The following is a 25,915-nucleotide window of genomic DNA, read 5'->3' as shown; positions in this document are numbered from 1 at the left end:
AACTGTCTAGCGCTCTGCTTAGACTTAAGCAGGGAGATTGTCAAAATGATAAAACCCAATACTTTGGTAATGCTAGTTAGTGAAAAGGACAAGACCTACTTTAGGGTGGTAAAAGAAGAAGGCTCTTTAAACACCAACGAAGGCATGATAGAATACAGGCAGATTCTAGAGAGCAATTTTGGCCAGCAAATAAGTACGCATTTAGGGAAAACCTTTTATCTCTTAAAGCCCACTCTTTACGACCTGGTCAAATCAGTAAAAAGAAAAACCCAAATCATTTATCCTAAAGAAATAGGCTATATTTTACTCAAGCTGGATATTGGGCCAGGTAAAAAGGTAATTGAAGCAGGTACTGGCTCTGGTGCTCTAACTACAGCTCTGGCCTTTATGGTAGGAGAAGAAGGTAAAGTTTATTCCTACGAAAAAAGAGAAAATTTTTCTCAATTAGCTCAGGAAAACTTAAAAAGAGCCAATCTCCAGCACCGGGTTGAATTTTTTAACCAGGATATAGCAGAAGGCTTCTTACAACAAGATGTGGATGCCCTATTTTTAGATGTACGCACTCCCTGGGACTATCTGGAACACATCTTTAAAGCAGTAAAACCAGGAGCCCCTCTTGGTTTTTTACTCCCTACCACCAACCAAGTAATAACCCTTCTTACTCATCTGGAAAATGGTCCCTTTTACCCTCCAGAAGTAGTAGAGATACTACTTAGACGCTATAAACCGGTTCCAGAAAGGTTTAGACCTCAAGACCAAATGGTAGCCCACACAGGCTTTTTGGTCTTTTCTAGATACATAGAAAAAAAGTAAATAATTACAATTTATTACGCCAGAAAAACTTGATTTTTTCTTTTTTTTTACTATTAAAATATTTTTTTAAAGATAGAAAACCTGCATGAAGGGGGTAAAAGATAAATGACTCGTAAAGACAGAACTGAAGGCATATTGAGTAGAAAGGAGGTTTTAACTCCCCAGGAAAGAGAAAAGTATTACCTATTAAAATTAAAAGAACTTTTAAATTATGCTTACAGGTATTCTGAGGATGTAAAAAAGCGTTTTGACCGGGCACAGTTTTCTGTAGAAAAATTTAAAACCTTAAACGACTTAAAACATATTCCCATTTTAAAGAAAAAAGAACTTATCTTTTTGCAATCCATGGGTCCAAGGCTGGGGGGGTTGCTCACCCAGGACTTGGGAGAGTTAAGAAGAATATTTATGTCTCCTGGTCCCATTTTTGACCCTGAAAGTAGAGAGCCTGACTACTGGGGCTGGACCGAAGCCTTTTATGCTGCTGGCTTTAGAAGAGGTGATATTGCTCAAATAACCTTAAATTATCACTTAACTCCAGCAGGGCTTATGTTTGAAGAACCCCTAAATAACTTAAACTGTGCTGTGGTGCCTGCAGGCCCTGGAAATACCAACCTCCAGTTAGAAATTATGCAAAAATTAAGGGTAACAGGTTATGTAGGTACTCCCAGTTATCTTTTGCACTTAGCGCAAAAGGGTGAAGAAAAAGGGCTTAACTTAAGAAAGGACTTATTTTTAGAGGTAGCTTTTGTTACTGGAGAAAAATTTTCTGAAAAGATGCGCTCTACCATAGAAAAGAAATTTGATTTGATTATGCGCCAGGGTTATGGAACAGCAGATGTGGGTTGTATTGGTTATGAGTGCTATCACAAAACAGGATTGCATATCTCCACTAAAGCTTATGTAGAAATATGTCATCCTGATACAGGCATCCCTCTTAAAGAAGGAGAGGTAGGCGAAGTAGTAGTAACTGTATTTAACAAGACCTATCCTTTAATTCGCCTGGCTACAGGAGATCTGGCCTATATCGACTATTCGCCCTGTGCCTGTGGAAGGACCTCTCCCAGACTAGGAAATATTGTAGGTAGAGTGGACACCACTGCCAGAATTAAGGGCATGTTTGTCTATCCACACCAGGTAGAACAGGTGATGGCCTCCTTTGAAGAAGTAAAAAGATGGCAAATAGAAGTAACCAATCCTGGTGGAATCGATGAAATGACCCTCTACATTGAAGCCAGTCAATTTACCAGAGAGGCAGATTTACTGCACGCCTTTAGAGAAAAAATAAAAATCAGACCTATTTTAAAAATAGTTCCTCCCGGGACTCTTCCACCTCAAATCAAACCCATTGAAGACAAGAGGAAATGGGATTAAAACAAATATTTTTCTCTTTTTTACTCTGTTTTTTTCTTTTTGCTTGTGCTTCCAGACCCCCTTTAAAACTGGAGGGGGCTTATTCTTCCTGGAGTAAAAGTGATTATATCCTAGTGGGAGAGCGCCACTTAAATCCCTGCGACCACTTAATAGAAGCAAAAGTTCTGGACCTTCTTTTACAAAAAGGCATCCGCCCTGTTCTGGGCTTAGAAATGGTGGATGTAACTTATCAAAAGGTCCTGGATGATTTTTTAGCCCAAAAAATTAGTATCCAAGAACTTCCGCAAAAACTTAACTGGGACAAGACCTGGGGATATGATTTTGCCTTTTATGCGCCTCTTTTTAAAAGAGCCAAGGAATATCAGCTAAAAATAATCGCCTTAAACATCCCCAAAGCCATTTTAAAAAAATGGACTCAAGATAAAAAACTAACCCCTTATGAACAAAACCTCATGCCCTATTTTTACCAGCCTCCCACTTCCAAGCAAAAAGAATTTTTAGCAAAACAATTTCACGAACATCAAAATTTTTTGCCCAACTTTTCAGTAAAAATAAATTCTTTCTTAAAAGGCCAGGCACTTTGGGAAAGCAAAATGGCAGAACAGGCTTTTTGGGCCAGGAAAAAATATAACTCGCCAGTAGTGATTTACATTGGCTCAGGCCACTTAGAAGGTGGTTTTGGACTGCAAAAACGTCTGCATTTACTTGACCCCCTGGCCACCATCTTTGCCTTTTTACCTAAAACTACCCCCTCAGACTCTAAGACCTTTAACCCAAGTCTATATTATTATACCTGCCCAGAAACTCCGCACAAAAGAACCTTTCGCCTGGGGCTCTGGCTAATAAAAAAGGATAAATCCATTCAAATAAAAGCAGTAAAACCCAAAAGCAAAGCAGACCTGGCTGGCCTAAAAAAGGGAGATATTATTTTGGAAGTAAATAAACAAAAAATCCATGACCTCTGGCAACTTCATAAATTGGCTCTAAAAGCTATCCAGAATAAGAGTCGTCTTGAATTTAAAATAAGGCGGGGAAAAGAAATTTTAACCCTTAATTTGGAGTTATAATGCCAGAACTTCCTGAAGTAGAAACCATAAAAAATTCTCTTCTTCCTTTACTTCAAGAAAAAATTATAACCAGGGCCCAATTGGTAAACTCTCATTGCCTGGTGCAAAACAGTCTTAAATTCCCCCAGGACCTTTTAGGAGAGCCTATCCTGAATATAAAAAGAAGAGGTAAATTGCTTTACTTTCTTTTAAGCAAGAAAAAAATTTTGGCCTTTCACCTAAAAATGACAGGAAAAATTTTTGTAGCTCACTCTAAAGAAACACCAGGCAAACATGTGCATTTTATCTTAACCTGTGAAAATAAAAAAGTATTCTTTGAAGACGTACGCAAATTTGGTCGTATCTATCTCTTTACCCAAGAAGAATTTTTTAACTGGTCTTTTATTAAAAACCTTGGTCCAGAACCATTTGAAATAACTGAAGAAAAGTTTATAACCCTTTTTCAATCTTCTGCCAGGGTAAAATCTTTACTATTAAATCAAAGAGTTATTGCAGGCATAGGTAATATTTATGCTGATGAAGCCCTGTTTGCTGCCAAGATTCATCCTCAAAGTATAGCCAGGGCCATTCCTCCTGATATACTAAAAAAACTACACCAATCCTTATTGCAGGTATTAAAAAAGGCCATTCAAGCTGGAGGTAGTTCTTTTAGAGATTATGTAAATGGTTTAGGACAAAAGGGAAATTTTCAAAAGGAATTTCAAGTCTATGGACAAAAAGAAAAACCTTGCCCTAAGTGTAAAAACACATTAACTACTTTAAAAGTAGCAGGAAGAACTACTACTTTTTGCGTTAGTTGTCAAAAAAAATATGAATAAAAACAATCCATTAAAACCATTAAAACAAGCTGAACTTTTAGAAACGCTTAAAAACTTAGGCATAGTCGACAATCCCAACTGGACAGGTCTTCTTCTTTTTATCCGCAATTTAATCTATTATTTTTCCTCTTTAAAAGAAGAACAAAAAGCCAACTTACAGAAAAAATTACTCGCTTTTTTTGCTGAAAAAGACTTTTCCCTGGGCAAGTTTTTTACTGCTCTTCTGGTTCTGGAAAACGGCTTATTGGAAAATTGCCGGGAAAAATTAATCCAAACCCAAAGGCGCCTGGAAGAAGAAAAAAAGATAAATAGTCAAATTGTGGCTGAAATAGAAGATATCCTGAATTCCTTAAAAAACAACTTTATATCTCAAAATCAACAATTAAAAACCTTTCAAGATAAAACCATTGCCACCATTGAAAAAAATCCCAACCCCAGAGACTTAATTACTTTCATCAAAAAAGAAGTGACCACTATCATTGAAAACAACCAAAAAGAAGCCCTAAAGTGGGAAAAAAAGGCCAAAATGTTAGAAGAAAAAGCCAGATATGACCACCTTTTGGACAATCTTTTTAATCGCAGTGTTTTTGACCGTTATATCAAAGAAACTGCTCCAGCCCTGATAAAAAGTGGCCGCAAACTTTCTTTACTTATGATAGATATAGACCACTTTAAGTCCATAAATGATAAATGGGGACACTTGATTGGAGACGATGTGCTTAGAGCTGCTGCCAAAATTATTAAGTCCCACGCTGATGTTTCTAGTGGCCTGGCCTGTCGTTATGGGGGTGAGGAAATAGCTGTAATTTTAGAAGACTTAAATGAAAAAGAAGCCTACTTGCGAGCAGAAGCTCTGAGGCTAGATATTAACCGCTACCAGTTTGTGCCCAGACAAGAAGATGGAAAAACTACTTCCCCTATTCACTTTAGTGTGAGTATAGGAGTAGCCGAGGTAGCTCCTTCTGATTTGCCTGAAGACCTTATTGGTAAAGCAGATAAAGCCCTTTATGCAGCCAAAAGTGGTGGACGTAATCAGGTAAAGTGTTATTCTGAAATAGCCTGTGATTTAAAAAAATAAAGCTCTTATTTTTTATTTTTTTCTTCCCACTCTTTTAAAATTGCTCTAGCTACAACCAGGTCATATAACTTTAAGGGGTTGTCTTTACCCTGATACAGGCTAAGTGCCCTTTTTACGATACCTAAATCCAGCCAGCCATGCTCTTCCCAGACTCTAGGGTGGTCCTGGTGCCATAATCGAAATTCTATCTCTCCCTGTTCATTTTTACGCACGTACATGCGTTCTTTTTTATCCAAGGGATTGGGATAATAAAAAGGTCCGTCTGGAATCTTGGTCATCTACTACTCCTCGTTTTTTTCTATTCCCAAAGTCTGGACAATGGCTTCGCCTGCCTTCTGCACAAAATCCTGAAAATCAAGCTGACTTTTCTCTTCTTCAGATAAAACCTCTTTAGGCCAGTTAATTAATTCTTTCTTAGGTGTAATGCCATATTCAGGAGGAAAGGAATTCTCAAAATACATCTGCTGAAAACCTACAAATTTGAGCATGTGAGCAGTAGCATCTAAAATTGCCAGTTCCCTTTTATCCAGTAACCCTTTTTCCTTGGCTCTGATAAGTCCAGCCAAACATTCTCCCCCCTGGGTACAGGAAATATGGCCATGCCTGTTGGCTAAAAGCATGCCTTCAATAATTTCCTGCTCCTTAACCTGCACAACATAAAAAGTTCCTCCCAGATTTTCATACTCTTCTACCAGCCCTTTTACCCTGGGAAAGGAAACCGGATTGCCAATCATGGCGGCCTGAGCCACACTGGGCTTTACTTTTACCGGACTATACCTTCTCTTGTCCTTGGGTTGGCTATAGTATTTAAACACAGGGTCAGCGTGCTCAGATTGGACTCCAATAATTTTGGGTAAAGTGGAAATTATTTGTAATTTATATAACTTTAAAAAACTATTAATAACTGCTGTAATGTTTCCTGCATTGCCAATGGGGACAAAAACAGCCTTGTTGGCTAAATCCCAATCATACCACTGGGCAATCTCAAAGCCATAACTTTCCTGGCCTAAAATTCTCCAGGCATTTTTAGAATTGAGTAAAGCAACCTGATAGTTGTCTGCCAGATATTCCACTACCTTCATGCAATCATCAAAGACTCCTGGAAGCTCTAAAACCAGAGCACCACTGCCCAGGGGCTGAGCCAGTTGCTGGGGAGTAACCTTACCCTTAGGCAACAGTACCACTGAACCAATGGACTCACTCACATAGGCAGCATACATGGCAGCTGCAGCAGAGGTATCCCCGGTAGAAGCACAAATGGTTAAAATCTTTTTATAACCATGTTTACGCACCAAATAATTTAAATAACTAAAGGCACAGGCCATGCCCCTATCTTTAAAAGATGCACTGGGATTTTGCCCATCATTTTTATAAGCTAAAGGCTGACCAACATACCTGCTAAGTTTTTCACTGGCTTCTACGATGGGAGTATGTCCTTCTCCCAGATAAACAATATCCTCTTCCTCTAAAATAGGAGCCATAAGTTCATAATAGCGAAAAATTCCTCTAAAGGCCTTACGTTTACTTCTGGCTCTATTATCAAAAATTTCCTGCCACTCTGAGCCGCTTTTCTGCGTTAAACTAGAAAAATTATGGTCCACTAGCAAAAAAACACCCTTACACTCGGGACAGGTATAATAAAGGTTAGAACTGGGATATTCTTGCCCACAAGAAAGACATCGGTAAGATAAATTGCCCCTATATTGAGGAAAAGATAACATAACTACACTCCTACATATAAATCAAATAACACAATTAACAACAAAAAAATGGCAATAAAACCATTTAAGGTAAAAAAAGCCAGGTTAATTTTACTCAAATCCTTAGGAGAAATAATTTTATGCTCTATGCTTAAAACAATACCTACCAGTAAAAGCCCTAAAAAATAAATATAACCACTGCTAAAGGCATAGCCAGCTAAAAGAAAAAATAAAAAGGAAATAAAGTGAGAAAGCCTGGCAAAACCAAACCCAGCTTCTAGGCCAAAACAAGCTGGAACAGAAAACAACTTTTCCTGCTGGTCAAATTGGAGGTCTTGCAAACTATAAAGGATATCAAAGCCAGCTACCCAAAACATAACACCCAATCCCAGGAGTACAGGAGGCAAGGCAAACTCAGGTTTATAAGCAATCCATCCAGCTATGGGAGCAAGTCCCAATACAGAGCCCAAGATAAAATGACAAAACCAGGTAAACCTCTTACTAAAGCTATAACCTGCAGACCAGATAAGTGCTGGAAAAGAAAGGTAAAAACAAAGCTTATTTAAGCCCAAACAGGCCAGGATAAAGATTAAAGCAGCCCCACCTAAATAGAGATAGCCTTCCTTTACACTTATCTTTCCACTTACTAAAGGACGGTCCTGGGTTCTGGGGTTTTTGGCATCTTAGCTGACCAAAAAAGGCCAATATAGGCAAAAGGAAGGGCAAAAACAGAATGCTCTATTTTTACCAATAGGCAAAAGGCTTTTATTTTTTTAAAAAGCAAATTCTTTTCCAGCATCTTTTTATCCACTGTTTCTAAAAACAACTTATTTATCTACTATTACCTTTAAAAACCTTTTTTTACCCACCTTAAGGACATATTCCCCTGGCTCAAACACAAAATCAATAGCAGTTATACTCTGATTGTCTTTTTCCGGCAGATGAATGGCCTTTTGCTTACACAATCGTTTGGCTTCACCCCTGGATTTACATAATCCACTTTCAAATAAGATATCCACAATTGTTTTTTTCTCTTTAACTTCAAATACAGGAATATCTTCTGGAATATTGCCTTTGGCAAAGACCAGGTTAAAGGCTTCTAATTCTTTTCTGGCTGCTTCCACTCCATGATAACGGGCAGTAATCTCCAGGGCCAGTTCTTCTTTACATTTTTTGGGATGAAGCTCTCCTTTGCTCACCTGCTCCTTCATCTTTTCAATTTCAGCCATGGACTTACTGGACAACAACTCATAATAACGCCACATAAGCTCGTCTGAAATGGACATGAGTTTACCAAACATATCCTTGGCAGGCTCAGTAATTCCAATATAATTCCCCAGGGATTTGCTCATTTTTTGCACCCCATCCAGGCCTTCTAAAATAGGCATGGTCAAGATTACCTGGGGCTCCTGGCCATATTCTCTTTGCAGGGTCCTTCCCACTAACAAATTAAACTTTTGATCTGTCCCCCCCAGTTCCACATCTGCCTGCAAGGCCACTGAATCATAGCCCTGCACTAAAGGATATAGAAATTCGTGAATGGAAATGGGTCTATTTTCTTTCCAGCGCTTGCTAAAATCATCTCTTTCCATCATCCTGGCTACAGTATATTTAGAACACAACTCCACAAAATCTGCAGCAGAAAACTTATCCATCCAGGAAGAATTAAAGGCGATTTCAGTTTTCTCTGGGTCCAGGATTTTAAAAATTTGCTCTTTGTAAGTCTCTGCATTTTTTAGCACTTCTTCCCGGGTAAGTTTTTTCCGTGTCTCAGACTTACCTGTGGGATCGCCAATCATTCCAGTAAAGTCACCAATTAGAAAAATAACTTGATGGCCCAACTCCTGAAAGTGTCTGAGTTTGTGAATCAAAACAGTATGTCCCAGGTGCAAATCTGGAGCAGTGGGGTCAAACCCAGCTTTGACGCGTAATACTTTCCTGGTTTTAATTTTTTCCACCAATTCTTTTTCTTCAATAACTTCCACAGCCCCTCTTTTAATAAGGGCTAACTGTTCTTCAACAGGAATCATTTTCTTCCTCCCAATTACAAAAAGCAATGTCCTCACATCTGCCAGTAAGCCTATCTATAGTCAAGCTCAGTCCACAAACCTTGACCTTTCCCTTAGCCAAATCAAACTTTTGTGGACGCTTGCTTAAAAATCTCTCTATAATAATACTTTTTTCCATTCCTAAAACAGAATCCACAGGGCCACACATGCCCACATCACTAATATAAGCGGTAAAACCATCCAGTATTCTACAATCATTGGTTTGCACATGGGTATGGGTTCCCAGGACTCCACTGACCCTCCCGGCCAAAAAATAGCCCATAGCCACCTTTTCAGAAGTAGCTTCAGCATGAAAATCCACTATAACAGGTCCCTTAAAATTGAGCTCTTCCAGCAACCTATCTACACCTAAAAAAGGGCAATCTATAGCCTCCATAAAAGTCCTGCCCTGCAGATTAATCACCAGAATCTCTCCACCCTGTGGAAGAGAAAAAAAAGTAAAGCCCCGTCCAGGGGCTAAAGGATAATTTAGAGGTCTAAGTATCCACTCTTCTGTTTCTAAAACCTTAATTATATCTTTAAACTTCCAGATATGATTACCAGAGGTTAGAATGTCTATGCCTGCTTTCTTTAACTCCCAGGCATTTTTGGCATTCAGTCCCAAACCGCCAGAGGCATTTTCTGCATTGGCAATAATAAGTTCATATTCTTTTCTTACCTTGGCTACAAAGGACTTTACTACCTTTCGTCCTCTGCGGCCCACAATATCTCCTAAGAACAATACCCTGAACTTACTTGGCAAAGTCCACAGCCCTTCTTTCTCTAATTACAGTGACCTTTATCTGTCCAGGATAGGTCATTTCTTCTTCTATTTTTTTGGCAATATCCTTACACAAGAGATAAGTATTTTCATCACCTACCTTTTCACAATCCACCATCACTCTAAGCTCTCTTCCTGCCTGAATAGCATAGGCCTTTTCCACGCCATCAAAACTGGTAGCTATGTTTTCCAATTCCTCTAAGCGCTTTACATAATTTTCTAAAAGTTCTTTTCTAGCACCAGGCCTGGCTCCAGAAAGACTATCTGCAGCCTGGACCAAAACAGCCAACACGCTGGAAGGAGTTACATCTTCATGGTGAGCAGCAATAGCATGCACCACTTCTTCACTCTCTCCATATTTTTTAGCCAAATCAGCTCCGATTAAGGCATGGGGGCCCTCTACTTCGTGATCCACAGCTTTGCCTAGGTCATGAAGCAATCCTGCTCGCTTGGCTATTTTCTCATCCAATCCCAATTCAGCAGCCATAATTCCGCACAAAAAGGCTACTTCTAAGGAATGTTGCAGGACATTTTGGGAAAAACTGGTTCGATAATAAAGCCTACCCAAAAGTTTCACCAACTCCGGATGAATACCATGCACCCCCACATCAAAGGTGGCCTGTTCTCCTATTTCTTTTAACTTGTCTTCCATTTCCTTTTCTACTTTCTGCACCACTTCTTCAATACGGGCAGGATGAATGCGACCATCACTAATAAGGCGCTCTAAGGCCTGCCTGGCAATTTCCCTGCGTAAAGGATTAAAGGCAGAAAGGACTACTGTCTCTGGTGTATCGTCAATAATAAGGTCAACTCCAGTAACAGCCTCTAAGGCCCTAATATTTCTACCTTCTCGTCCAATAATCCTACCCTTCATCTCTTCACTGGGAAGTTCTACCACTGTAACTGTATTATCAATTACATATTCTCCAGAATAACGCTGTACAGCTGTGGCCAAAATTTCTTTGGCTTTTTTGGCAGCCTGTTCTTGAGCTTCCATTTCAATCTGACGCATTCTTTTGGCTGCTTCATGCCTAACCTGATTTTCCATTTCAGCCAGTAAAATCTTTTTGGCTTCTTCTCTGGTAAGGCCAGAAACTTCTTCTAATTTCTTGGTCTCTTCCAAAATCAAAGCATCCAGCTCTGCTCTTTTTTCTTCTAGCCTTCTCTCCTCTTTACTGAGTTTACTTTCCCAGGAAAGAAGTTCTCGCTCCTTTTGAGAAACATCTTCTAGTTTTTTTTCTAAACGCTCTTCCTTTTCCTGCAGGCGCTGCTCTTGCTTTTTAAGCTCTTTCTCCTTTTCCCGATATTCCTGCTCCCATTCCCTTTTTTGACGAAATATTTCATCCTTGGCCTGTAATAGAGCTTCTTTTTTCTGAGCACTGGCTTCCTTTCTAGCTTCTTCTAAAATCTTGTCAGCTAGCTTCTTACTTTCAGCTAATTCTTTACCTAAAAAGTATTTATAAAAGAAAATCCCAGCAACAGCTCCAACTCCAAAAGTAATAAAGGCGGTAATAATGATACTACTTAACATCGCTAACTCCTTAAAATATATATAGTAACGCCTCTTTCAGGCGCAAAAACAAAATATCTATTAAGAGGGGAAAAGAAAACAGGAAGTGCCTTTTTAGATAAAACCCCAAAAGGCCGTGTAGCGGGTAATTTTGAACCTCTTATGTATAGGTGGGCGCCAAAGTAACTCTTTTAGGCTTCCTCTTGTCAGACAAGAGGCCTGCACACCAGAGCTACACAACGGCTCCCAAGAGGTAAGCATTGGCTCAAAAATTATTCCCACTATCACGAACCCTTCAGGAAGATTATTCTTCTCGGTTTAATCTATCTAAAAGCCTGGAGATACGACTTTCTACCTGCTGAAACTTTTTCTCCAACTCCAGGTAGTCATCTGCCAAGCTTAGACTTAAATATATAAGCAACTTCTCTTTGCTTAGCTTTTTTCCCCTCTCTTCCAACACCTTAAAACGTTCTTCTAACAAGGACCTGGCTTTATTCACCCTTTCTGGAGGCACATCAGTTTTAAAAGATACCTCCATTCCTAAAATTTTTAAATTATAGCCAGTCATCCTTCTTATTCTATATTTAGTTCTTCTATTTTTTGCAACAACTTCTCTATCTTTTTCCTAACCTGTTGTTTTTTATGATTTTCTTTTTCAAGCTCTCTTTTTAACTGCCAGTTTTCCTTTAAAATTTTGCGCTGTTTAAGTAAGAGTTCTTCAATTTTTTTTTCCAGCAAGCTAATTTGTTCCATCTCAGTCTTTTTTCTTTCTGGGTAGAAGCACTTGTTTAGCTCTAGCAATAGCCAGGGTATTCTCTGGCACCTCTTTAGTCAAGGTGGAACCCGCACCCACTAAACTTCTTTTGCCAATCTTAATGGGAGCAACCAGGGCAGTATTACTGCCAATAAAAGCACCTTCTTCTATAATGGTTTGGTGTTTGTTTTTACCGTCATAATTACAAGTAATGGTACCAGCTCCAATATTCACTCCAGGTCCAATGTCACTATCTCCAAGATAAGTTAAGTGATTGGCCTTGCTGCCTCGTCCCAGTCTGCTTTTTTTCACTTCTACGAAATTACCAACTCTGGATTCTTCTTCTAAATAAGCTCCAGGCCTAAGTCTGGCATAAGGTCCTACATTGACTCCTCTTTTTACCTCAGCCCCTTCTACATGACAAAATTCATGGATGGTACCTTCAATCTCAGAATCTTTAATAAAGGTATAAGCACCAATCCTGGCGGAAGCATAAATTCGGGTTTTCCCCAGAAGGTGAAGTGGGCCACTCAGGATACTTCCCTTTTCCAGTTCAACTTCAGGTCCAATGACCACACCCCAGGGTTGTCTGATAAGTACACCCTGCTCTTGCCAGTAATTTACAATCTTTTGGCGTAAAAACTCCTCTTGTGAGCTAAGTTCGTAAACAGTATTTATGCCCAACAACTCAGAAACATTACCTAAATTGACTCCTTCAACCTTAAAACCTCTTTTTTTAGCTATACCAATCAAATCGGTAATATAATACTCTTTTTGAGCATTTTCTGCCTTTAATTCAAATAGGCATTCCTGTAAAAATTTGAATTTAAAACAATAAATTCCAGCATTTACTTCCTTAATTACTTTTTCCTGTACTGATAGGTCTTTGGCTTCCACAATCCTTTCTACTTCAAAATTAGCATTTCTCAACACCCGTCCATAGTCTTTGGGATTTTCCAGAGTTAAGGAAAGAAAACTCAAGTCAAAATCCTTCCCTCTATCCAATAACAATTTAAAATGCTCAGGTTCCACTAAAGGAGTATCTCCATTGGTAACCAAGATATACTCTGGCTTTTTTTGCTCAATTAAAGGCCAGGCCATTTGCAGGGCATGTCCGGTACCCAGCTGACTTTCTTGCACGATAAATCTATCTTTATATTCTGGGAAATAATTTTCTATAACTGCCCTTTGATACCCTATCAAAGGATAAACTTCTGTATCAGCCACTTTCTCTAAACTCTTTAGCACATACCAGAGTAAAGGCTTTCCCAGTATTTCCTGCATCACCTTGGGACCTGTAAGCCCCATTCTCGTCCCTTTTCCTGCAGCTAAAATTATCCCCAAAACCTGCATAAATTCATTACTCCTTTAAAAAAGAAATGCCCCACTCTTTGGCTATTTTAAGAGTGGGGCATTTAAAAAGCAAGTTAACTTTTAACTACATTTTGCAAGTACCAGCCTGCACAGCGCTTTCTCTACAGCGCATCCTATGTAAGGCTTTGGCGAGAGAAGCTCTTGCTCTGGCATAAGCCTCTCTATCTGCTTGCTCTTGAAGTCTTTGCTGGGCTCTTTCTAAAGCCTTTCTAGCCCTTTCCACATCAATTTCTTCAGCCTTTTCAGCCAGTTCAGCTAAAATAGAAACTTTATTTTGCCCTACTTCTGCAAATCCCCCAGCAACAAAGACATAAAAACGTCTACCATCTTTTTTATAATAAAGACTGCCCACTCCCAAAGCAGAGAGAAAAGGGATGTGGTTGGGCAAGACCCCAAACTCACCCTCTACTCCAGGAGCAGCTACATATTCCACTTCCTCAGAAAGAACCTTTCTATCTGGAGTCACTATTTCTAACTTTAATGTACGTGCCATGATGTCACCTTTTTTTATGCTTCTTTAGCTTTTTCTAAAGCCTCCTCAATTGTACCAACCATATAGAAGGCCTGCTCAGGCACATCATCGTGCTTACCTTCGATGATTTCCTTAAATCCTCTAATGGTATCTTCCAGCTTTACATAACGACCAGGCTTACCTGTGAACTGTTCAGCAACATGGAAGGGCTGAGACAGGAATCTTTGAATTTTTCTAGCTCTGGACACGATAAGCTTATCTTCATCAGAAAGCTCATCCATACCCAGGATAGCAATAATATCCTGCAAGTCTTTATATTTCTGCAAGATCTGCTGTACCTGACGAGCAACCATGTAGTGTTCATTACCCAGAACATTGGGATCCAGGATACGAGAAGTAGAATCCAAGGGATCCACCGCAGGATAAATACCAAGCTCAGCAATCTGACGGGAAAGAACGATGGTACCATCCAAGTGAGCAAAGGTAGTAGCAGGAGCAGGGTCAGTTAAGTCGTCCGCAGGTACGTAAACAGCCTGAACAGAAGTAATAGAACCCTTCTTGGTAGAGGTAATTCTTTCCTGCAAGGCACCAAGGTCAGTGGCCAGGGTGGGCTGATAACCTACTGCAGAGGGCATACGTCCAAGCAACGCAGATACCTCAGAGTTGGCCTGAGTAAAACGGAAAATATTGTCAATAAACAGAAGTACGTCCTGATTCTCTTCATCACGGAAGTATTCAGCCATGGCCAAAGCAGTCAAAGCTACTCTAGCTCTAGCTCCTGGAGGCTCGTTCATCTGACCATAAACCAAACCAGCTTTTTCCAATACGCCAGCTTCCTTCATTTCCAGGTAAAGGTCAGTACCTTCTCTAGTCCTTTCACCAACACCAGCAAACACAGAAATACCACCGTGCTGCTTAGCGATGTTATTAATAAGCTCCATTAAGATAACGGTCTTACCTACACCAGCACCACCAAACATTCCCAGCTTACCACCCTTGGGAAAGGGAATGAGCAGGTCAATAACCTTAACACCTGTTTCCAACAGCTCAATCTTGGTGCTTTGCTCTACAAAAGCAGGAGCTTCTCTGTGGATGGGATACATCTTTTCGCCCTTAACAGGCCCCATATCATCCACAGGACGTCCTACTACATTCAATACACGACCCAAAGCAGACTTTCCTACAGGCACCTGGATAGGAGCACCAGTATCCTTTACAGGCATACCCCTAACCAGACCATCAGTGGTATCCATAGCTACACAACGAACAACATTGTTTCCAAGATGCTGAGCAACTTCTACAACCAGGTTATCAGGTTCATCACTAATAGTTGGGTTGTTCAAAACCAAGGCATTCAAAATATTAGGAAGTTTCCCCTCTGGGAATTCCACGTCAATAACGTTACCAATAACTTGCACAATTTTGCCTATATTTTCACTCATTTTAAAAGCCCCCTCTTAGTTTAAGCATTTTTTAAGGCTTCAGCACCACCCACAATATCCATAAGTTCTGCAGTGATGCTTGCCTGTCTTACTTTGTTAAAGACTAGAGTTAAAGAGTTAACCAACTCATCACAGTTTTTAGTAGCATTATCCATGGCAGTCATTCTGGCAGCATGTTCACTAGCAGAAGTATCCAGTAAAGCTCTGTACACTTGGACTTTTACATAGCGAGGTAAAAGTTCTGCCAAAAGACCTTCCACAGAGGGTTCAAAAATATATTCACTACTTGCTCCAGCTTCAGCCTCTGACTCTACAGGAAGAATCTTGCTTACTACCGGGTCCTGTTTGACCACAGAAACAAACTTACCAAAGATAGCATATACCTCATCCAGTTCCTGGTTTAAGAATTTACTGATAAGGAATTCACCTGTCTCGTTGGCTAGCTGAAAGTCAAAGTTATTTAAGACATCTGCTTTTGCTTCTATAACTTCAAACTCTGTTTTCTTGAAAAAATCCCGGCCTTTCTTCCCTACACAGATAAACTTTACTTCCTTTCCTTCGGCCTTCTTTTCCAGGGCTAATTTGTTAGCAGCATTGCACAAATTGGTATTAAAAGCACCACAAAGCCCTTTATCAGAGGTAACCAGGAGGATGCCTACTGTCTTTACCTCTTCTCTCTTTTCCAGAAGAGGATGGATAGAGGCATCTGCCCTGCCAGAAAGGTCAGCTATGATTTCATAGTATTTATCAGCATAGGGACGAAAGCGCTCAATTCGCAACTGGGCGTTGCGTAACTTTGCCGAGGCCACCATATTCATGGCCTTGGTTATCTGTTTGGTCTTTTTGACCGCATCTATTTTGCGCTTAATATCCCTTAATGATGCACCCATTATATTATCTCCCTTTAAGCCTTAAAGGTCTTTTTAAATTCCTCAATAGCCGCAGCAAGTTTCTTATCCAACTCAGGACTTAGGTCTTGAGTTTCTTTAATTTCATTTAAGATATCACTTCTTTGATTTCTCATGTAATCCAAAAGTCCATCTTCAAACTTTCTTACAGCTTCTACAGGTAAATCATCCATAAAACCACGAGTACCAGCATAAAGGGATACTACCTGCTCTTCTACAGGCATGGGTTGATACTGAGGTTGTTTTAAGAGCTCTACCAATCTTTCACCACGAATAAGCTTTTGCTTGGTAGCTTTATCCAAATCAGAACCAAACTGAGCAAAGGCAGCCAACTCACGATATTGAGCCAAATCCAGACGCAAGGTACCAGCAACCTTCTTCATAGCCTTAATCTGAGCAGCACCACCAACCCTGGATACAGACAAACCAACATTAATAGCAGGACGAATACCTGCGTAAAACAGGTTGGGTTCCAGGTAAACCTGACCGTCAGTAATGGAAATAACGTTAGTAGGAATGTAAGCAGATACGTCACCAGCCTGGGTCTCAATGATAGGCAAAGCAGTTAAGGAACCAGCACCCAAACGATCATGCATCTTAGCTGCACGCTCTAACAAACGGGAGTGCAGGTAGAAAACGTCACCAGGGAAAGCCTCACGTCCTGGAGGACGTCTTAAGAGCAAGGACATTTCACGATAAGCCACAGCCTGCTTGGAAAGGTCATCGTAAATAATAAGGGCATGCTTGCCATTATCTCTATAATATTCACCCATAGTACAACCAGAATAAGCAGCAATAAACTGCAAGGAAGCAGGCTCAGAAGCTGTAGCTGCAATAACTGTAGTGTATTCCATGGCTCCATGTTTTTCCAGAGTATCCACTACCTGAGCCACTGTAGACTTCTTTTGCCCAATGGCAACATAAAAACAATAAACGCCAGAATCTTTCTGAGCTAAAATAGCATCAATACAAACAGCAGTCTTACCTACCTGACGGTCACCAATGATAAGCTCACGCTGACCACGTCCGATAGGAGTCATGGCATCAATAGCCTTTAAGCCAGTATACATGGGTTCATGTACTGGCTTTCTAGCCATAAGACCTGGAGCCTTAATTTCTACAAAACGATATTCTTTGGCTTGGATAGGACCTTTCCCATCCAAAGGATTACCCAAGGGATCAATAACCCTACCAATAACTGCATCACCTACAGGTACCTGAACAATTTTGCCAGTCCTTTTGACCAGGTCACCCTCTTTAATGTGAGTATCTTCACCCAAGAGAGCAACACCCACACTGTCTTCTTCCAGGTTAAGAACCATTCCCATAACGCCACCAGGGAACTCTAAAAGCTCCATTGCCATAGCATTTTCTACACCATAAACTCTGGCAATACCATCACCCACAGACAGGACCACTCCTGTCTCACTCATCTCTACACGTTGTTCGTAGTTCTTAATTTGATTTTCAATGATTTGACTAATTTCTTCTGCTCTGATTTGCATGGCCACTACTCACCCCTTTTTATGTTTTCTTTCAAAATTTGTAACTGAGCCTTAATACTGGCGTCTAAAACCTTATCCCCTACCTTTAAAATAAGTCCACCCAGGATGTCTGGATTAACTTTATAATCCAAGACCACCTTGGCTTTGGACTGCTCTGCCAACTTGGTAGCAATCTCTGATTTTAGCTCTTCTTCCAGTTCGATAGCTGTAAACAGTTCACCCCTGATAACCCCACTGGCCAAGTCCAAAAGATGGCTATAATAAGCCTGAATCTCTGGCAAAAAGGCCAAACGGTTTTTATCAGCTAAAAGAAAACAGAAATTTTTAATCATGGGTTCTGGCTCGATCTTCTCCAGAACCTTAGCTAAAACTGCCTTCTTTTCTTCTACAGTAAAAATGGGATTAGCAAATATTCTAAGAAGCTCAGGGGCTACATTCAAAACTTCAACTACAGCATCTAGGCCCTTGCCATACCTCTCTAAAGCCTCTTGCCCTTCCTTTTGACCCAGGGCAAAAAGGGCTCTTGCATACCTTCTAGCTACTATGTTCCCTCTCAATTTACCACCACCTTTGTTAGATATTCATTAATAAGTTTCTTATGAATATCCCCACTTAGCCTCTCTTGAATAATCTTTTCGGCAGCCTCTACAATTTTGTCTGCCAACTCTGCCTTTACCTGATCAAAGGCAGCCTTGGCTTCCTGCTCAGCAGTAATCTTGGCCTGTTCTTTAATCTGCTCTGCAGACTTTTTGGCCTTCTCAATAATCTGAGCTTTCACAGCCTCACCTTGCTCTCTAGCTGCCTGCAAAATAGCCTCACGCTCCTGCTCTAAATTAGCAATTTTACCTTCAACTTCCCTTAGCTTTGCCTCAGCTTCCTTTCTCCTGTTCTCTAAATCTGTCAATTCACTTTCAATTTGATAGGAACGCCCAGAAAAGAAATCGCGAATACGTTTTCCCACCAGCTTATAAATAATTCCCACCACCAAGACAAAGTTAATCACTCGATAAAGGAAGTTCATCCACTTATCGCCATGACCTCCACCACCTTCTGAGGCCCAGGCTATCCCTGCCGTTAGCAGGAACATCAGGCTAAACCACAAGATTTTTTTCCACCTGCTACTCAATTTACGCCCTCCTCTTGCCCTATTTTTTTAGGCCTCTCCCAAAATCTTGGAGGCCACTTTTGCTGCATAATCACTTACTTTTGCTTCTAAGCTCTTTAAAGCAGCATTACGCTCTTGCTCAAATTTTTCTCTAGCACTCTTAATCACTCCAGCAGCTTCACCCATAGCTGCTTCCACTAACGACTTTTCTTCTGCATACCCTTCTTCTTTTAATTTACTCCTGATTTCCTGAGCCTGCTTTCTGGCTTCATCCAGAGAAACTTCATAAGAAGAAAGCTTCTCTTCTGCTGCATTGGAAAACTTTTCTATTTCCTCCAAACGAGAAGCCATAAGCTCTGCTCTTTTACGCAGATTTTCTCGAATAGGACGAAATAAAATGAGGTTTAAAACCAAGAGAGCAATCAAAAAGTTAACCAGTTGGACAAAAAAGGTAAAATTTAATTCAATCATAGTGCCCCCTTCAAAGTATGTGAATTTTTGTTCAAAGTCAGTCGGGCTTTAGCTAATTTTAAGGCCTGTGTCAAAGAGTTTTTCACAAAAAACTAACTAAAAACAGGCTACAAACCCTTAATCTATTTATTGTTAAAGATTTCACATATTTTCTAACGACTCTGTTTTTACCCCATTTTTCATGCTTACTTGACCATGAATTTGGGCACCTTCCTCTACCACTAAAACACTGGTTTCCAAATTACCCAAGAACTGAGCCCCCTTATAAAATACAGCTCGATTGGCAACCTTAACTTCTCCCTCAATTTTTCCACTGACCATAAGTTGCTCCACACTGATATTACCCTTTACCTCAGCTTCTTGTCCCACAACCAGGGTTCCCTGAGAGTCAATCTCGCCATTAAAACTACCATCCAGACGCACCGTACCCTGAAATACCAGTTTCCCTTCATAATGGGTACCTTTACCCAAAAAAGCATTGAAATCATCTTTGGACATTTCTTCACTCCTAGATTTTTTTGAAAATAAAGCGCCGCATACCAACATTTATCACCAACCCCACTAAAATAAAGTTAATAATTAAAGAAGTTCCTCCATAACTAATAAAGGGAAGAGGAACTCCCACCACAGGCATTAAACCCAGGACCATTCCCATATTAATGACAATTTGCCAAAAAAAGTAAAAAAAGATTCCCACTCCCAAATAACGACCAAAGGCATCTTTGGCCTGAAAAGCTATCTGCAAAATAGAATAGAGAAAAAAACAAAATAAAAAAAGCAAAAAAATAGCTCCCATAAACCCCCATTCTTCAGCAAACACGGCAAAGGCAAAGTCTGTGTGTTTTTCTGGTAAAAAACGTAATTGACTCTGACTGCCTGCTAAAAAACCCTTACCCCAAAGTCTCCCTGAACCTATGGCTATTTGAGACTGAATAACATGATAGCCAGCCCCTAAAGGGTCTCTGGAGGGGTCTAAAAAATTTAAAATCCTTTCTTTTTGATAATCATGTAAAAAAAACCAGGAAGTAGGTAGCACTAAAGGAAATAAAAAGGCAATAAGCTTTACCAGTCCTTTCTGAAATCCCTTATAAAAAATCATCCCTCCAATAATTAATAATAAAAGTAAAGCTGTGCCTAAATCCGGCTGTTTCATGATTAGAAGAGAAGGCACTAAACCAATAAAGCTAATCTTAAAAAAGTCCTTTTTACTTAAAACTCCCTCGGTCTTGCTCAGTAAGTAAGCCACCAAAATTAAAGTAGCAATTTTAGCCATTTCACTGGGTTGGAAGCTAAAAAATTTTAAGTCTATCCATCTTCTCGCTCCATAAACTACTTTCCCCCACTTAAATACAGCCAATAAGCACACAATGGAAATACTATAAAAATAAATAGCAACATATTTTAAATGTCTATAGTCTATAAAAAGAGATACTAATAAAAATAAAAACCCAAGCCCACCCCAAATAGATTGCTTTACAAAAAAAGGAGTAAAATTTAATCCATCTTCCAATCTATATACACTAGCAGAAAATAAATTTACAACTCCAATTGTAAAAAGGAAAATTACTACAGTAAAAAATCTAAAATCTATATTTTTAATTAATCTTCTGTCTATCATTTTTATTCTTTAAATACTGATATATTTTTTTTACAATTGGCCCACTTCCAGAAGCACCATGCCCACCATGTTCCATTAAACAAACCACCACATATTTTTTCTTACCAATAAAACCAAAACTAGCCATCCAGGCATGGTCCCTATACTTATAAGGAATTTCTTCTACTTCCTTTTCTAAGTCTTCCTCTTTTAATTTTACTACCTGGGCAGTACCTGTTTTAGCTCCTATTATTAGGCCCAGATTTTTTAATCTTCTCGCTGTCCCTCTTTCAGCCTGTACAGTATCAATCATGGCTTTTTGAATAAATTCCAGACTGCTTTGAGAAAAAGGTAAACTTTCTGGAAACATTTTTTGCTCTTCTAACAACAAGGAAGGTCTGTAGGTTATTCCCTTATTTACAATTCCTCCTATAAACTTGGCTACTTGCAAAGGGGTAACCAGGACATATCCTTGTCCAATGGAAACATTTAAATTTTCACCCTTTTGCCATCCTTCTTTAAAACGTTTCCACTTCCATTCTTTACTGGGGAAAAATCCAGATTTTTCATAGGGTAGATTGAGAAGAGTTGGCCTGGCAAAACCACTAGCCAGGACAAAAGACTTTAACTCATCAATATCTATATCTTCTCCTTGCTTGTAAAAATAAACATCACAGGATTCTACCAAAGCCCTGTTTAAATCCACCCAGCCATGCCCTTCTTTTCGCCAGCACCTGAAAACTCTGCGTCCCAGCTTATAAGCTCCAGGACAAAAAATCCTTTCCAAGGGATCAATTTTTAACTTATTTAATAAAAAACCTGCCATTACTAGTTTAAAGACAGACCCTGGCGGATAAGTTCCCTGAGTCACTTTGTTCTGTAAAGGATGAAAAGGATGTTTAAGCCAGGCTTTCCACTCCTTTGCACTTACTCCAAACACAAACTTATTTAAATCATAACCTGGAGAGCTTACCAGGGCTAGAATTTGTCCTGTTTCTGGGTCCAGGACCACCACTGCCCCTGCTTTCCCCTCCAGAATTTGATAGATATAGTTTTGAAGTTCAAGATCTATACTCAAAAAAACATCTTCACCAGGCTGAGGAGGAGTAAGCAGGTTTTCCTTAAAAACCCTCCCTACAGCATCTACCTCTAACTTCTTTTTACCTTTTTCACTTCTTAAGATATTTTCATAACTCTTTTCAACCCCATTTTTACCAATGTAATCTCCTGGATCTAAATTTAAGTCCTTATTTAAATCTTCTTCACTAGCCAGACTTACATACCCTAAAACATGACTTAAGGCATAGGCATGGTTATATTTCCTTCTTGGCCTTACTATTATTTTTAAAGCAGGCCACTTATATATCCTGGACTCTATTTTAGCCAGTTCAGAAAAATTTAAGTTTGTTAATAAAATAAGAGGCTCAAAAACCTTTACTCTTTTTTTTACTTTTAAAAATTTTTCTTTTAATTCGGTAAAATCTTTTTTTAAAAGACTACTTATGGTTTTTAATTCCTGCTCACAGCTCTTAATCTTATCTTTACAGTCTTCTCTAATGATAGCTAAATCATAAGCAGGCTCATTAAAGGCTAAAAGTTTTCTTTCCCTATCTAAAATCAATCCTCTAGGAGCATATACCTTTACTATTCTAGTCCTGTTATCCAAAGACTTCTTAGCAAAATAGTCACCTTTTAAAATTTGTAAAAACCACAATCTGACACTAAAAATAAAAGCAATAAAGAATATAAGCAAAATTAAAATTTTGGAAGAATAATCTTCTTCCCAATTTATCTTGGGTTTAAGTAAGTTCATATTTTTCTACTATAAAAGAAAAAATATAGTATGTTAAAAAAGAAAATACAAAATATAATAAACAATTAAAGCTTCTAACATAAACATTTAAAAAAACCCGGGCTTCTTTAATTAAAAAGAACAAACTCAAAGAAACTAAAAAAAAATAAATAGCATCAAATACCAATGTTTCAAAATCAATAAACTTACTTATTAAATGAAATAATAGATATTGAACAAAAACAAAAGGCAAAAAAATGGAAAAATTAAAACTAGATACTCCCTCTAGCAACACCAAAGATATAAAACCTAAAAACCAAAAAGTAGCATACTTACCTTTTTTAAGATTAAAAAATAAAATTGGAGTAAACATTTCAACTACTGGCAGGTAAGACATGCAAAGAACAGAAAATATAAAGTAAAATATATAAACAAATATTATTTTCATTTTCTTAGAATTAAAACTTCTTCTAAAAGATAAGGATCTACCAGAAGAGAAGCTTTTACATCCAAAAAAAGAGAAATATCTTGAGATTTAAAAGAATCAATTTTTGCAATAGGTAGGCCTGGAGGGAAAAATTCATCTGTACCAGAAGTTAAAAGGATTTCACCCTTTTCTAAGGTTACATTTTTAGGCACATACAGTACACTTAATAAGGACCTATACCCTTCTCCCTTTAAAATCCCAGGTACCCTGTGTTTGGCTGAAACAACAGCAATCTTACTATTAGGGTCACAGGCCAGAAGTACTAGAGAAGAAGTAAGAGAAACTTTTTGTAAACGTCCAATTACTCCATAAGGACTTAAAACCACATCATCTGGCTTTAGTCCCTGAACCTCTCCCTTATCCAGGACAATTGTCTCCAATAACCCCCCTGGCCCTAAACGCTTGGCTAGGATTCTACTTCCTATATATTTATACTCAGGAAAGGGGTTAAGGTGAAAAATACTGGCAAAACGCTCCAAAGTATTTAGTTTAAATTCCAGGTTATGCTTTTCTAGAAGTAGCTTGTTTACCTGTTCTTTTAAAAGGTCATTTTCCTGCTTTAAATTTACCAGATAAATATACGAATTCCAGAAATACTCTCCCTTTTCCTTTAAGTAATCTACAGGCTTTAAAATCCAGCCTACCACTTCCAGCCCGGTCTTGCCCAAGGTTTTATCCAGGATAGCAGTTTTACTATTAAGAGTATAAAGCAAAAGATACAGGGCTAGAAAAAGAAAAAAAAGCCTCAGGAGATTAGTAGAAGTACGCTTAATCTATGGTTACCTCCTTTAAAACATCCAGGTTTTCCAGGACCTTACCTGCTCCTAAAACCACAGTGGAAAGGGGATCGTCCACTACAGTAATAGGTAAATCTGTAGCCTCTCTAATTAGAGCATCTAATCCTTTTAACAGGGCTCCGCCTCCTGTTAAAACAATACCTTTATCCACTATATCTGCAGCCAATTCTGGCGGAGTTTGCTCTAAGGCAATGCGCACTGCTTGTACAATGTTTTCCACCTGTTCAGAAATGGCTTTTCTCACCTCTTCAGAAGTAATGGTAATATGCTGGGGAATACCAGAGACCAGGTCCCGGCCCTTAATTTCCATTTCCATTTCTTCTGATAAAGGATAGGCCGAACCTATATTAATTTTAATCATTTCTGCTGTGCTCTCGCCAATAAGCATGTTATATTTTCTCTTTACATGGTGAATAATTGCTTCATCCATTTTATCTCCACCAACCCGCACAGACCGACTATAGACCACTCCAGAAAGGGAAATTACTGCCACCTCAGTAGTTCCACCTCCAATATCTACAACCATATTGGAAGTAGGCTCAGTAATGGGCAAATTAGCACCAATAGCAGCAGCCATGGGTTCTTCTATGAGATAAACTTCCCTGGCCCCAGCACTCTGGGCAGACTCTCTAACCGCCCTTTTTTCCACCTGAGTAATGCCTGTAGGTACGGCCACTATAATTCTGGGGCGAACCAGCCTTCTACTATTATGCACTCTGCAGATAAAATGCCTGAGCATGGCCTCAGCCACTTCAAAGTCAGCAATTACCCCGTCTTTCATAGGCCTTACAGCTACAATATTTCCCGGAGTTCGGCCCAGCATTCTTTTGGCATCAGAACCTACAGCCAGGACCTTATTGCCCGAGCGCAAATCTCTACGCACTGCCACCACAGAAGGTTCATTGAGAACTATCCCTTTACCTTTCACATAAACACAGGTATTGGCAGTTCCCAGGTCAATGGCTAAATCAGAAGAAAAGGCTCCTAAAACTTTATTAAATACTTTAAACATATTCTAACTCCAAACTAACTTTAGGTTTAGACTCCTAACTTGAGAGAAGAAAAAACTCAATAGCTATGATGAGATATTTTCCTCTAAATTTATATTTAAAGAAAAAATTTGGTCAAAGAGTGCAAAAAATACCTCTGGATGCAGGGTTTTCCTGTCCCAACCGAGACGGCACCCTTTCCACTCAAGGATGTATTTTTTGCAACCCTCAGGGTTCAGGAACCTCTTTAAAAACCAAGGGTTTATCTCTTAAAGAACAATTTAGCTACTTTCAAGCAAAATTTCAAAAAAAATACAAAGCTCAATTATTCCTGGCTTACCTTCAATCTTACAGCAATACTTACGGACCGTTGGAAAAAATTAAAAAGGTCCTGGAAGAAATAAGTTCCTTCCCTCAGCTAGCTGGCCTATGCCTGGGCACGAGACCAGATTGTTTAGATGAGGAAAAGCTCTCTTTAATTGCTAAATACCACTTTAAAGAAGTGTGGTTGGAAATTGGCCTTCAATCTGCTCACAACCGCACCCTTGCCCTCATCAACAGAGGTCATCTTAAAGAAGACTTTAGTCAAGCAGTAAAAAGGGTGCACTCCTTTGGCTTTAAAACCTGCGTGCATGTAATCGCTGGACTTCCTCAAGAAAAAGAAAAAGACTTTTTGCAAACCATCGAGTTTATCAACAGTCTACCTGTCCAAGGAATAAAGTTTCATAATCTTTATATTTGCGCTAATACCAGGCTGGCTGACCTCTACAAAGAGGGCAAATATATGCCTCTAAGCTTAAAAGAGTATGTAACCTGGCTGAGAAAAGGCTTGGAAAGTTTACGGCCAGACATAGTAGTCCACCGCCTAAATGGCGACCCCCAACCCCAGGAACTCATCGCACCTACCTGGGCTGGCAATAAGCAAGAGGTAATAAAAAACATCTTATTAGAATTGGAACAACATGACTCCTGGCAAGGCAAAGCCAGAGGAACCTCTTTAGTAGAATTAAATCACTTCCTTTTATAGTAAAAAAAT

29 protein-coding genes and 1 other RNA gene are annotated in these 25,915 nt (G+C 39.2%); 7 read left to right on the top strand and 23 right to left on the bottom strand.

Annotated features, from left to right (window positions below; genetic code table 11):
* Positions 1–45 precede the first annotated feature (45 nt).
* The 5 genes from ACTCIM_RS04510 (at position 46) to ACTCIM_RS04490 (ending at position 5,147) form a co-directional block, all read left to right on the top strand.
* Entirely contained in the window at positions 46–813 is a 768-nt protein-coding gene (locus tag ACTCIM_RS04510) for a tRNA (adenine-N1)-methyltransferase (RefSeq protein WP_472314063.1), read from the top strand.
* Between the two features lie 105 nt (positions 814–918).
* Complete coding sequence (locus tag ACTCIM_RS04505) at positions 919–2,184, top strand: phenylacetate--CoA ligase family protein (protein ID WP_464278542.1); 1,266 nt, start codon at positions 919–921, stop codon at positions 2,182–2,184.
* Positions 2,175–3,251, top strand: a complete 1,077-nt coding sequence (locus ACTCIM_RS04500; RefSeq protein ID WP_472314060.1) for a ChaN family lipoprotein — start codon at positions 2,175–2,177, stop codon at positions 3,249–3,251. Before ACTCIM_RS04505 ends, ACTCIM_RS04500 begins: the two co-directional genes overlap by 10 nt.
* Complete coding sequence (mutM, locus tag ACTCIM_RS04495) at positions 3,251–4,069, top strand: bifunctional DNA-formamidopyrimidine glycosylase/DNA-(apurinic or apyrimidinic site) lyase (RefSeq protein WP_472314058.1); 819 nt, start codon at positions 3,251–3,253, stop codon at positions 4,067–4,069. The genes ACTCIM_RS04500 and mutM overlap by 1 nt, the downstream gene beginning before the upstream one ends.
* The gene (locus tag ACTCIM_RS04490; protein WP_472314056.1) at positions 4,062–5,147 is read left to right on the top strand and encodes a GGDEF domain-containing protein; all 1,086 of its coding nucleotides are present in this window, start codon (positions 4,062–4,064) and stop codon (positions 5,145–5,147) included. Before mutM ends, ACTCIM_RS04490 begins: the two co-directional genes overlap by 8 nt.
* Positions 5,148–5,152: 5 nt before the next feature.
* On the opposite strand, the gene ACTCIM_RS04485 is transcribed toward ACTCIM_RS04490, so the two are convergent.
* From ACTCIM_RS04485 to mrdA, 21 genes are all read right to left on the bottom strand, one after another.
* Complete coding sequence (locus ACTCIM_RS04485) at positions 5,153–5,425, bottom strand: hypothetical protein (RefSeq protein ID WP_472314053.1); 273 nt, start codon at positions 5,423–5,425, stop codon at positions 5,153–5,155.
* A 3-nt stretch (positions 5,426–5,428) separates the two neighbouring features.
* Positions 5,429–6,868 (bottom strand): threonine synthase, encoded by a 1,440-nt coding sequence (gene thrC / locus ACTCIM_RS04480; RefSeq protein ID WP_472314050.1) that lies wholly within the window; start codon positions 6,866–6,868, stop codon positions 5,429–5,431.
* 2 nt (positions 6,869–6,870) lie between these two features.
* Complete coding sequence (locus tag ACTCIM_RS04475) at positions 6,871–7,482, bottom strand: UbiA-like polyprenyltransferase (RefSeq protein ID WP_472314269.1); 612 nt, start codon at positions 7,480–7,482, stop codon at positions 6,871–6,873.
* Between the two features lie 11 nt (positions 7,483–7,493).
* Entirely contained in the window at positions 7,494–7,673 is a 180-nt protein-coding gene (locus ACTCIM_RS04470) for a hypothetical protein (protein ID WP_472314047.1), read from the bottom strand.
* 1 nt (position 7,674) lies between these two features.
* Entirely contained in the window at positions 7,675–8,877 is a 1,203-nt protein-coding gene (tyrS, locus tag ACTCIM_RS04465) for a tyrosine--tRNA ligase (RefSeq protein WP_472314045.1), read from the bottom strand.
* Positions 8,864–9,658: a TIGR00282 family metallophosphoesterase gene (locus ACTCIM_RS04460; RefSeq protein ID WP_472314044.1), complete on the bottom strand. Its 795-nt coding sequence runs from the start codon at positions 9,656–9,658 to the stop codon at positions 8,864–8,866. Before ACTCIM_RS04460 ends, tyrS begins: the two co-directional genes overlap by 14 nt.
* Positions 9,648–11,207: a ribonuclease Y gene (rny, locus tag ACTCIM_RS04455; RefSeq protein ID WP_472314043.1), complete on the bottom strand. Its 1,560-nt coding sequence runs from the start codon at positions 11,205–11,207 to the stop codon at positions 9,648–9,650. Before rny ends, ACTCIM_RS04460 begins: the two co-directional genes overlap by 11 nt.
* Before the next feature lie 98 nt (positions 11,208–11,305).
* A non-coding RNA gene (gene ssrS / locus ACTCIM_RS04450) (6S RNA) lies at positions 11,306–11,491 on the bottom strand.
* Complete coding sequence (locus ACTCIM_RS04445) at positions 11,491–11,754, bottom strand: cell division protein ZapA (protein ID WP_464278551.1); 264 nt, start codon at positions 11,752–11,754, stop codon at positions 11,491–11,493. Before ACTCIM_RS04445 ends, ssrS begins: the two co-directional genes overlap by 1 nt.
* Positions 11,755–11,759: 5 nt before the next feature.
* A complete protein-coding gene (locus tag ACTCIM_RS04440; protein WP_472314040.1) occupies positions 11,760–11,939 on the bottom strand; it encodes a hypothetical protein in 180 nt (59 codons plus the stop codon).
* Between the two features lies 1 nt (position 11,940).
* On the bottom strand, positions 11,941–13,293 hold the full coding sequence (gene glmU, locus ACTCIM_RS04435; protein WP_472314038.1) for a bifunctional UDP-N-acetylglucosamine diphosphorylase/glucosamine-1-phosphate N-acetyltransferase GlmU: 1,353 nt from the start codon (positions 13,291–13,293) through the stop codon (positions 11,941–11,943).
* A gap of 85 nt (positions 13,294–13,378) precedes the next feature.
* Positions 13,379–13,807, bottom strand: coding sequence for a F0F1 ATP synthase subunit epsilon (locus ACTCIM_RS04430; RefSeq protein ID WP_472314036.1), 429 nt, complete (start codon positions 13,805–13,807; stop codon positions 13,379–13,381).
* Between the two features lie 14 nt (positions 13,808–13,821).
* Positions 13,822–15,228: a F0F1 ATP synthase subunit beta gene (gene atpD, locus ACTCIM_RS04425; RefSeq protein ID WP_464278555.1), complete on the bottom strand. Its 1,407-nt coding sequence runs from the start codon at positions 15,226–15,228 to the stop codon at positions 13,822–13,824.
* Positions 15,229–15,248: 20 nt separating this feature from the next.
* Entirely contained in the window at positions 15,249–16,118 is an 870-nt protein-coding gene (locus ACTCIM_RS04420) for a F0F1 ATP synthase subunit gamma (RefSeq protein ID WP_464278556.1), read from the bottom strand.
* A gap of 14 nt (positions 16,119–16,132) precedes the next feature.
* Complete coding sequence (gene atpA, locus ACTCIM_RS04415; RefSeq protein ID WP_472314033.1) at positions 16,133–17,641, bottom strand: F0F1 ATP synthase subunit alpha; 1,509 nt, start codon at positions 17,639–17,641, stop codon at positions 16,133–16,135.
* Positions 17,642–17,646: 5 nt separating this feature from the next.
* Positions 17,647–18,198 (bottom strand): ATP synthase F1 subunit delta, encoded by a 552-nt coding sequence (gene atpH / locus ACTCIM_RS04410; RefSeq protein WP_472314030.1) that lies wholly within the window; start codon positions 18,196–18,198, stop codon positions 17,647–17,649.
* A complete protein-coding gene (atpF, locus tag ACTCIM_RS04405; protein WP_472314267.1) occupies positions 18,195–18,728 on the bottom strand; it encodes a F0F1 ATP synthase subunit B in 534 nt (177 codons plus the stop codon). Before atpF ends, atpH begins: the two co-directional genes overlap by 4 nt.
* A 66-nt stretch (positions 18,729–18,794) precedes the next feature.
* Positions 18,795–19,217: an ATP synthase F0 subunit B gene (locus ACTCIM_RS04400; RefSeq protein WP_472314028.1), complete on the bottom strand. Its 423-nt coding sequence runs from the start codon at positions 19,215–19,217 to the stop codon at positions 18,795–18,797.
* Between the two features lie 141 nt (positions 19,218–19,358).
* Entirely contained in the window at positions 19,359–19,715 is a 357-nt protein-coding gene (locus tag ACTCIM_RS04395) for a bactofilin family protein (protein ID WP_472314026.1), read from the bottom strand.
* Positions 19,716–19,725: 10 nt separating this feature from the next.
* Positions 19,726–20,835, bottom strand: a complete 1,110-nt coding sequence (rodA, locus tag ACTCIM_RS04390; protein WP_472314023.1) for a rod shape-determining protein RodA — start codon at positions 20,833–20,835, stop codon at positions 19,726–19,728.
* Positions 20,813–22,627: a penicillin-binding protein 2 gene (gene mrdA / locus ACTCIM_RS04385; RefSeq protein ID WP_472314021.1), complete on the bottom strand. Its 1,815-nt coding sequence runs from the start codon at positions 22,625–22,627 to the stop codon at positions 20,813–20,815. The genes rodA and mrdA overlap by 23 nt, the downstream gene beginning before the upstream one ends.
* Positions 22,628–22,863: 236 nt before the next feature.
* Between mrdA and ACTCIM_RS04380 the strand changes: the two genes are divergently transcribed.
* Positions 22,864–22,998, top strand: coding sequence for a hypothetical protein (locus tag ACTCIM_RS04380; RefSeq protein WP_472314018.1), 135 nt, complete (start codon positions 22,864–22,866; stop codon positions 22,996–22,998).
* 52 nt (positions 22,999–23,050) lie between these two features.
* Here the strand turns inward: ACTCIM_RS04380 and mreC are convergent, their stop codons facing one another.
* Positions 23,051–23,806, bottom strand: a complete 756-nt coding sequence (gene mreC / locus ACTCIM_RS04375; RefSeq protein ID WP_472314015.1) for a rod shape-determining protein MreC — start codon at positions 23,804–23,806, stop codon at positions 23,051–23,053.
* A gap of 55 nt (positions 23,807–23,861) precedes the next feature.
* Complete coding sequence (locus ACTCIM_RS04370) at positions 23,862–24,902, bottom strand: rod shape-determining protein (protein ID WP_472314013.1); 1,041 nt, start codon at positions 24,900–24,902, stop codon at positions 23,862–23,864.
* Between the two features lie 65 nt (positions 24,903–24,967).
* On the opposite strand from ACTCIM_RS04370, the gene mnmL reads away from it, so the two are divergent.
* A complete protein-coding gene (gene mnmL, locus ACTCIM_RS04365; protein ID WP_472314011.1) occupies positions 24,968–25,906 on the top strand; it encodes a tRNA modification radical SAM protein MnmL/YtqA in 939 nt (312 codons plus the stop codon).
* Positions 25,907–25,915: the final 9 nt, after the last annotated feature.

It is taken from the genome of Desulfonauticus sp., assembly GCF_055126295.1.
Note: the sequence above shows the minus strand (reverse complement) of the source record. Positions and strands in the feature narration are given on the sequence as shown.

What these genes read in the sequence shown, in the direction of transcription:
- ACTCIM_RS04510 (WP_472314063.1), top strand. Translation starts at nt 46, where the DNA reads ATGATAAAACCCAATACTTTGGTAATGCTAGTTAGTGAAAAGGACAAG.
- ACTCIM_RS04505 (WP_464278542.1), top strand. Translation starts at nt 919, where the DNA reads ATGACTCGTAAAGACAGAACTGAAGGCATATTGAGTAGAAAGGAGGTT.
- ACTCIM_RS04500 (WP_472314060.1), top strand. Translation starts at nt 2,175, where the DNA reads ATGGGATTAAAACAAATATTTTTCTCTTTTTTACTCTGTTTTTTTCTT.
- mutM (WP_472314058.1), top strand. Translation starts at nt 3,251, where the DNA reads ATGCCAGAACTTCCTGAAGTAGAAACCATAAAAAATTCTCTTCTTCCT.
- ACTCIM_RS04490 (WP_472314056.1), top strand. Translation starts at nt 4,062, where the DNA reads ATGAATAAAAACAATCCATTAAAACCATTAAAACAAGCTGAACTTTTA.
- ACTCIM_RS04485 (WP_472314053.1), bottom strand. Translation starts at nt 5,425, where the DNA reads ATGACCAAGATTCCAGACGGACCTTTTTATTATCCCAATCCCTTGGAT.
- thrC (WP_472314050.1), bottom strand. Translation starts at nt 6,868, where the DNA reads ATGTTATCTTTTCCTCAATATAGGGGCAATTTATCTTACCGATGTCTT.
- tyrS (WP_472314045.1), bottom strand. Translation starts at nt 8,877, where the DNA reads ATGATTCCTGTTGAAGAACAGTTAGCCCTTATTAAAAGAGGGGCTGTG.
- rny (WP_472314043.1), bottom strand. Translation starts at nt 11,207, where the DNA reads ATGTTAAGTAGTATCATTATTACCGCCTTTATTACTTTTGGAGTTGGA.
- ACTCIM_RS04445 (WP_464278551.1), bottom strand. Translation starts at nt 11,754, where the DNA reads ATGACTGGCTATAATTTAAAAATTTTAGGAATGGAGGTATCTTTTAAA.
- ACTCIM_RS04440 (WP_472314040.1), bottom strand. Translation starts at nt 11,939, where the DNA reads ATGGAACAAATTAGCTTGCTGGAAAAAAAAATTGAAGAACTCTTACTT.
- glmU (WP_472314038.1), bottom strand. Translation starts at nt 13,293, where the DNA reads ATGCAGGTTTTGGGGATAATTTTAGCTGCAGGAAAAGGGACGAGAATG.
- ACTCIM_RS04430 (WP_472314036.1), bottom strand. Translation starts at nt 13,807, where the DNA reads ATGGCACGTACATTAAAGTTAGAAATAGTGACTCCAGATAGAAAGGTT.
- atpD (WP_464278555.1), bottom strand. Translation starts at nt 15,228, where the DNA reads ATGAGTGAAAATATAGGCAAAATTGTGCAAGTTATTGGTAACGTTATT.
- ACTCIM_RS04420 (WP_464278556.1), bottom strand. Translation starts at nt 16,118, where the DNA reads ATGGGTGCATCATTAAGGGATATTAAGCGCAAAATAGATGCGGTCAAA.
- atpA (WP_472314033.1), bottom strand. Translation starts at nt 17,641, where the DNA reads ATGCAAATCAGAGCAGAAGAAATTAGTCAAATCATTGAAAATCAAATT.
- atpF (WP_472314267.1), bottom strand. Translation starts at nt 18,728, where the DNA reads ATGTTCCTGCTAACGGCAGGGATAGCCTGGGCCTCAGAAGGTGGTGGA.
- ACTCIM_RS04400 (WP_472314028.1), bottom strand. Translation starts at nt 19,217, where the DNA reads ATGATTGAATTAAATTTTACCTTTTTTGTCCAACTGGTTAACTTTTTG.
- ACTCIM_RS04395 (WP_472314026.1), bottom strand. Translation starts at nt 19,715, where the DNA reads ATGTCCAAAGATGATTTCAATGCTTTTTTGGGTAAAGGTACCCATTAT.
- rodA (WP_472314023.1), bottom strand. Translation starts at nt 20,835, where the DNA reads ATGATAGACAGAAGATTAATTAAAAATATAGATTTTAGATTTTTTACT.
- mrdA (WP_472314021.1), bottom strand. Translation starts at nt 22,627, where the DNA reads ATGAACTTACTTAAACCCAAGATAAATTGGGAAGAAGATTATTCTTCC.
- ACTCIM_RS04380 (WP_472314018.1), top strand. Translation starts at nt 22,864, where the DNA reads ATGGAAAAATTAAAACTAGATACTCCCTCTAGCAACACCAAAGATATA.
- ACTCIM_RS04370 (WP_472314013.1), bottom strand. Translation starts at nt 24,902, where the DNA reads ATGTTTAAAGTATTTAATAAAGTTTTAGGAGCCTTTTCTTCTGATTTA.
- mnmL (WP_472314011.1), top strand. Translation starts at nt 24,968, where the DNA reads ATGATGAGATATTTTCCTCTAAATTTATATTTAAAGAAAAAATTTGGT.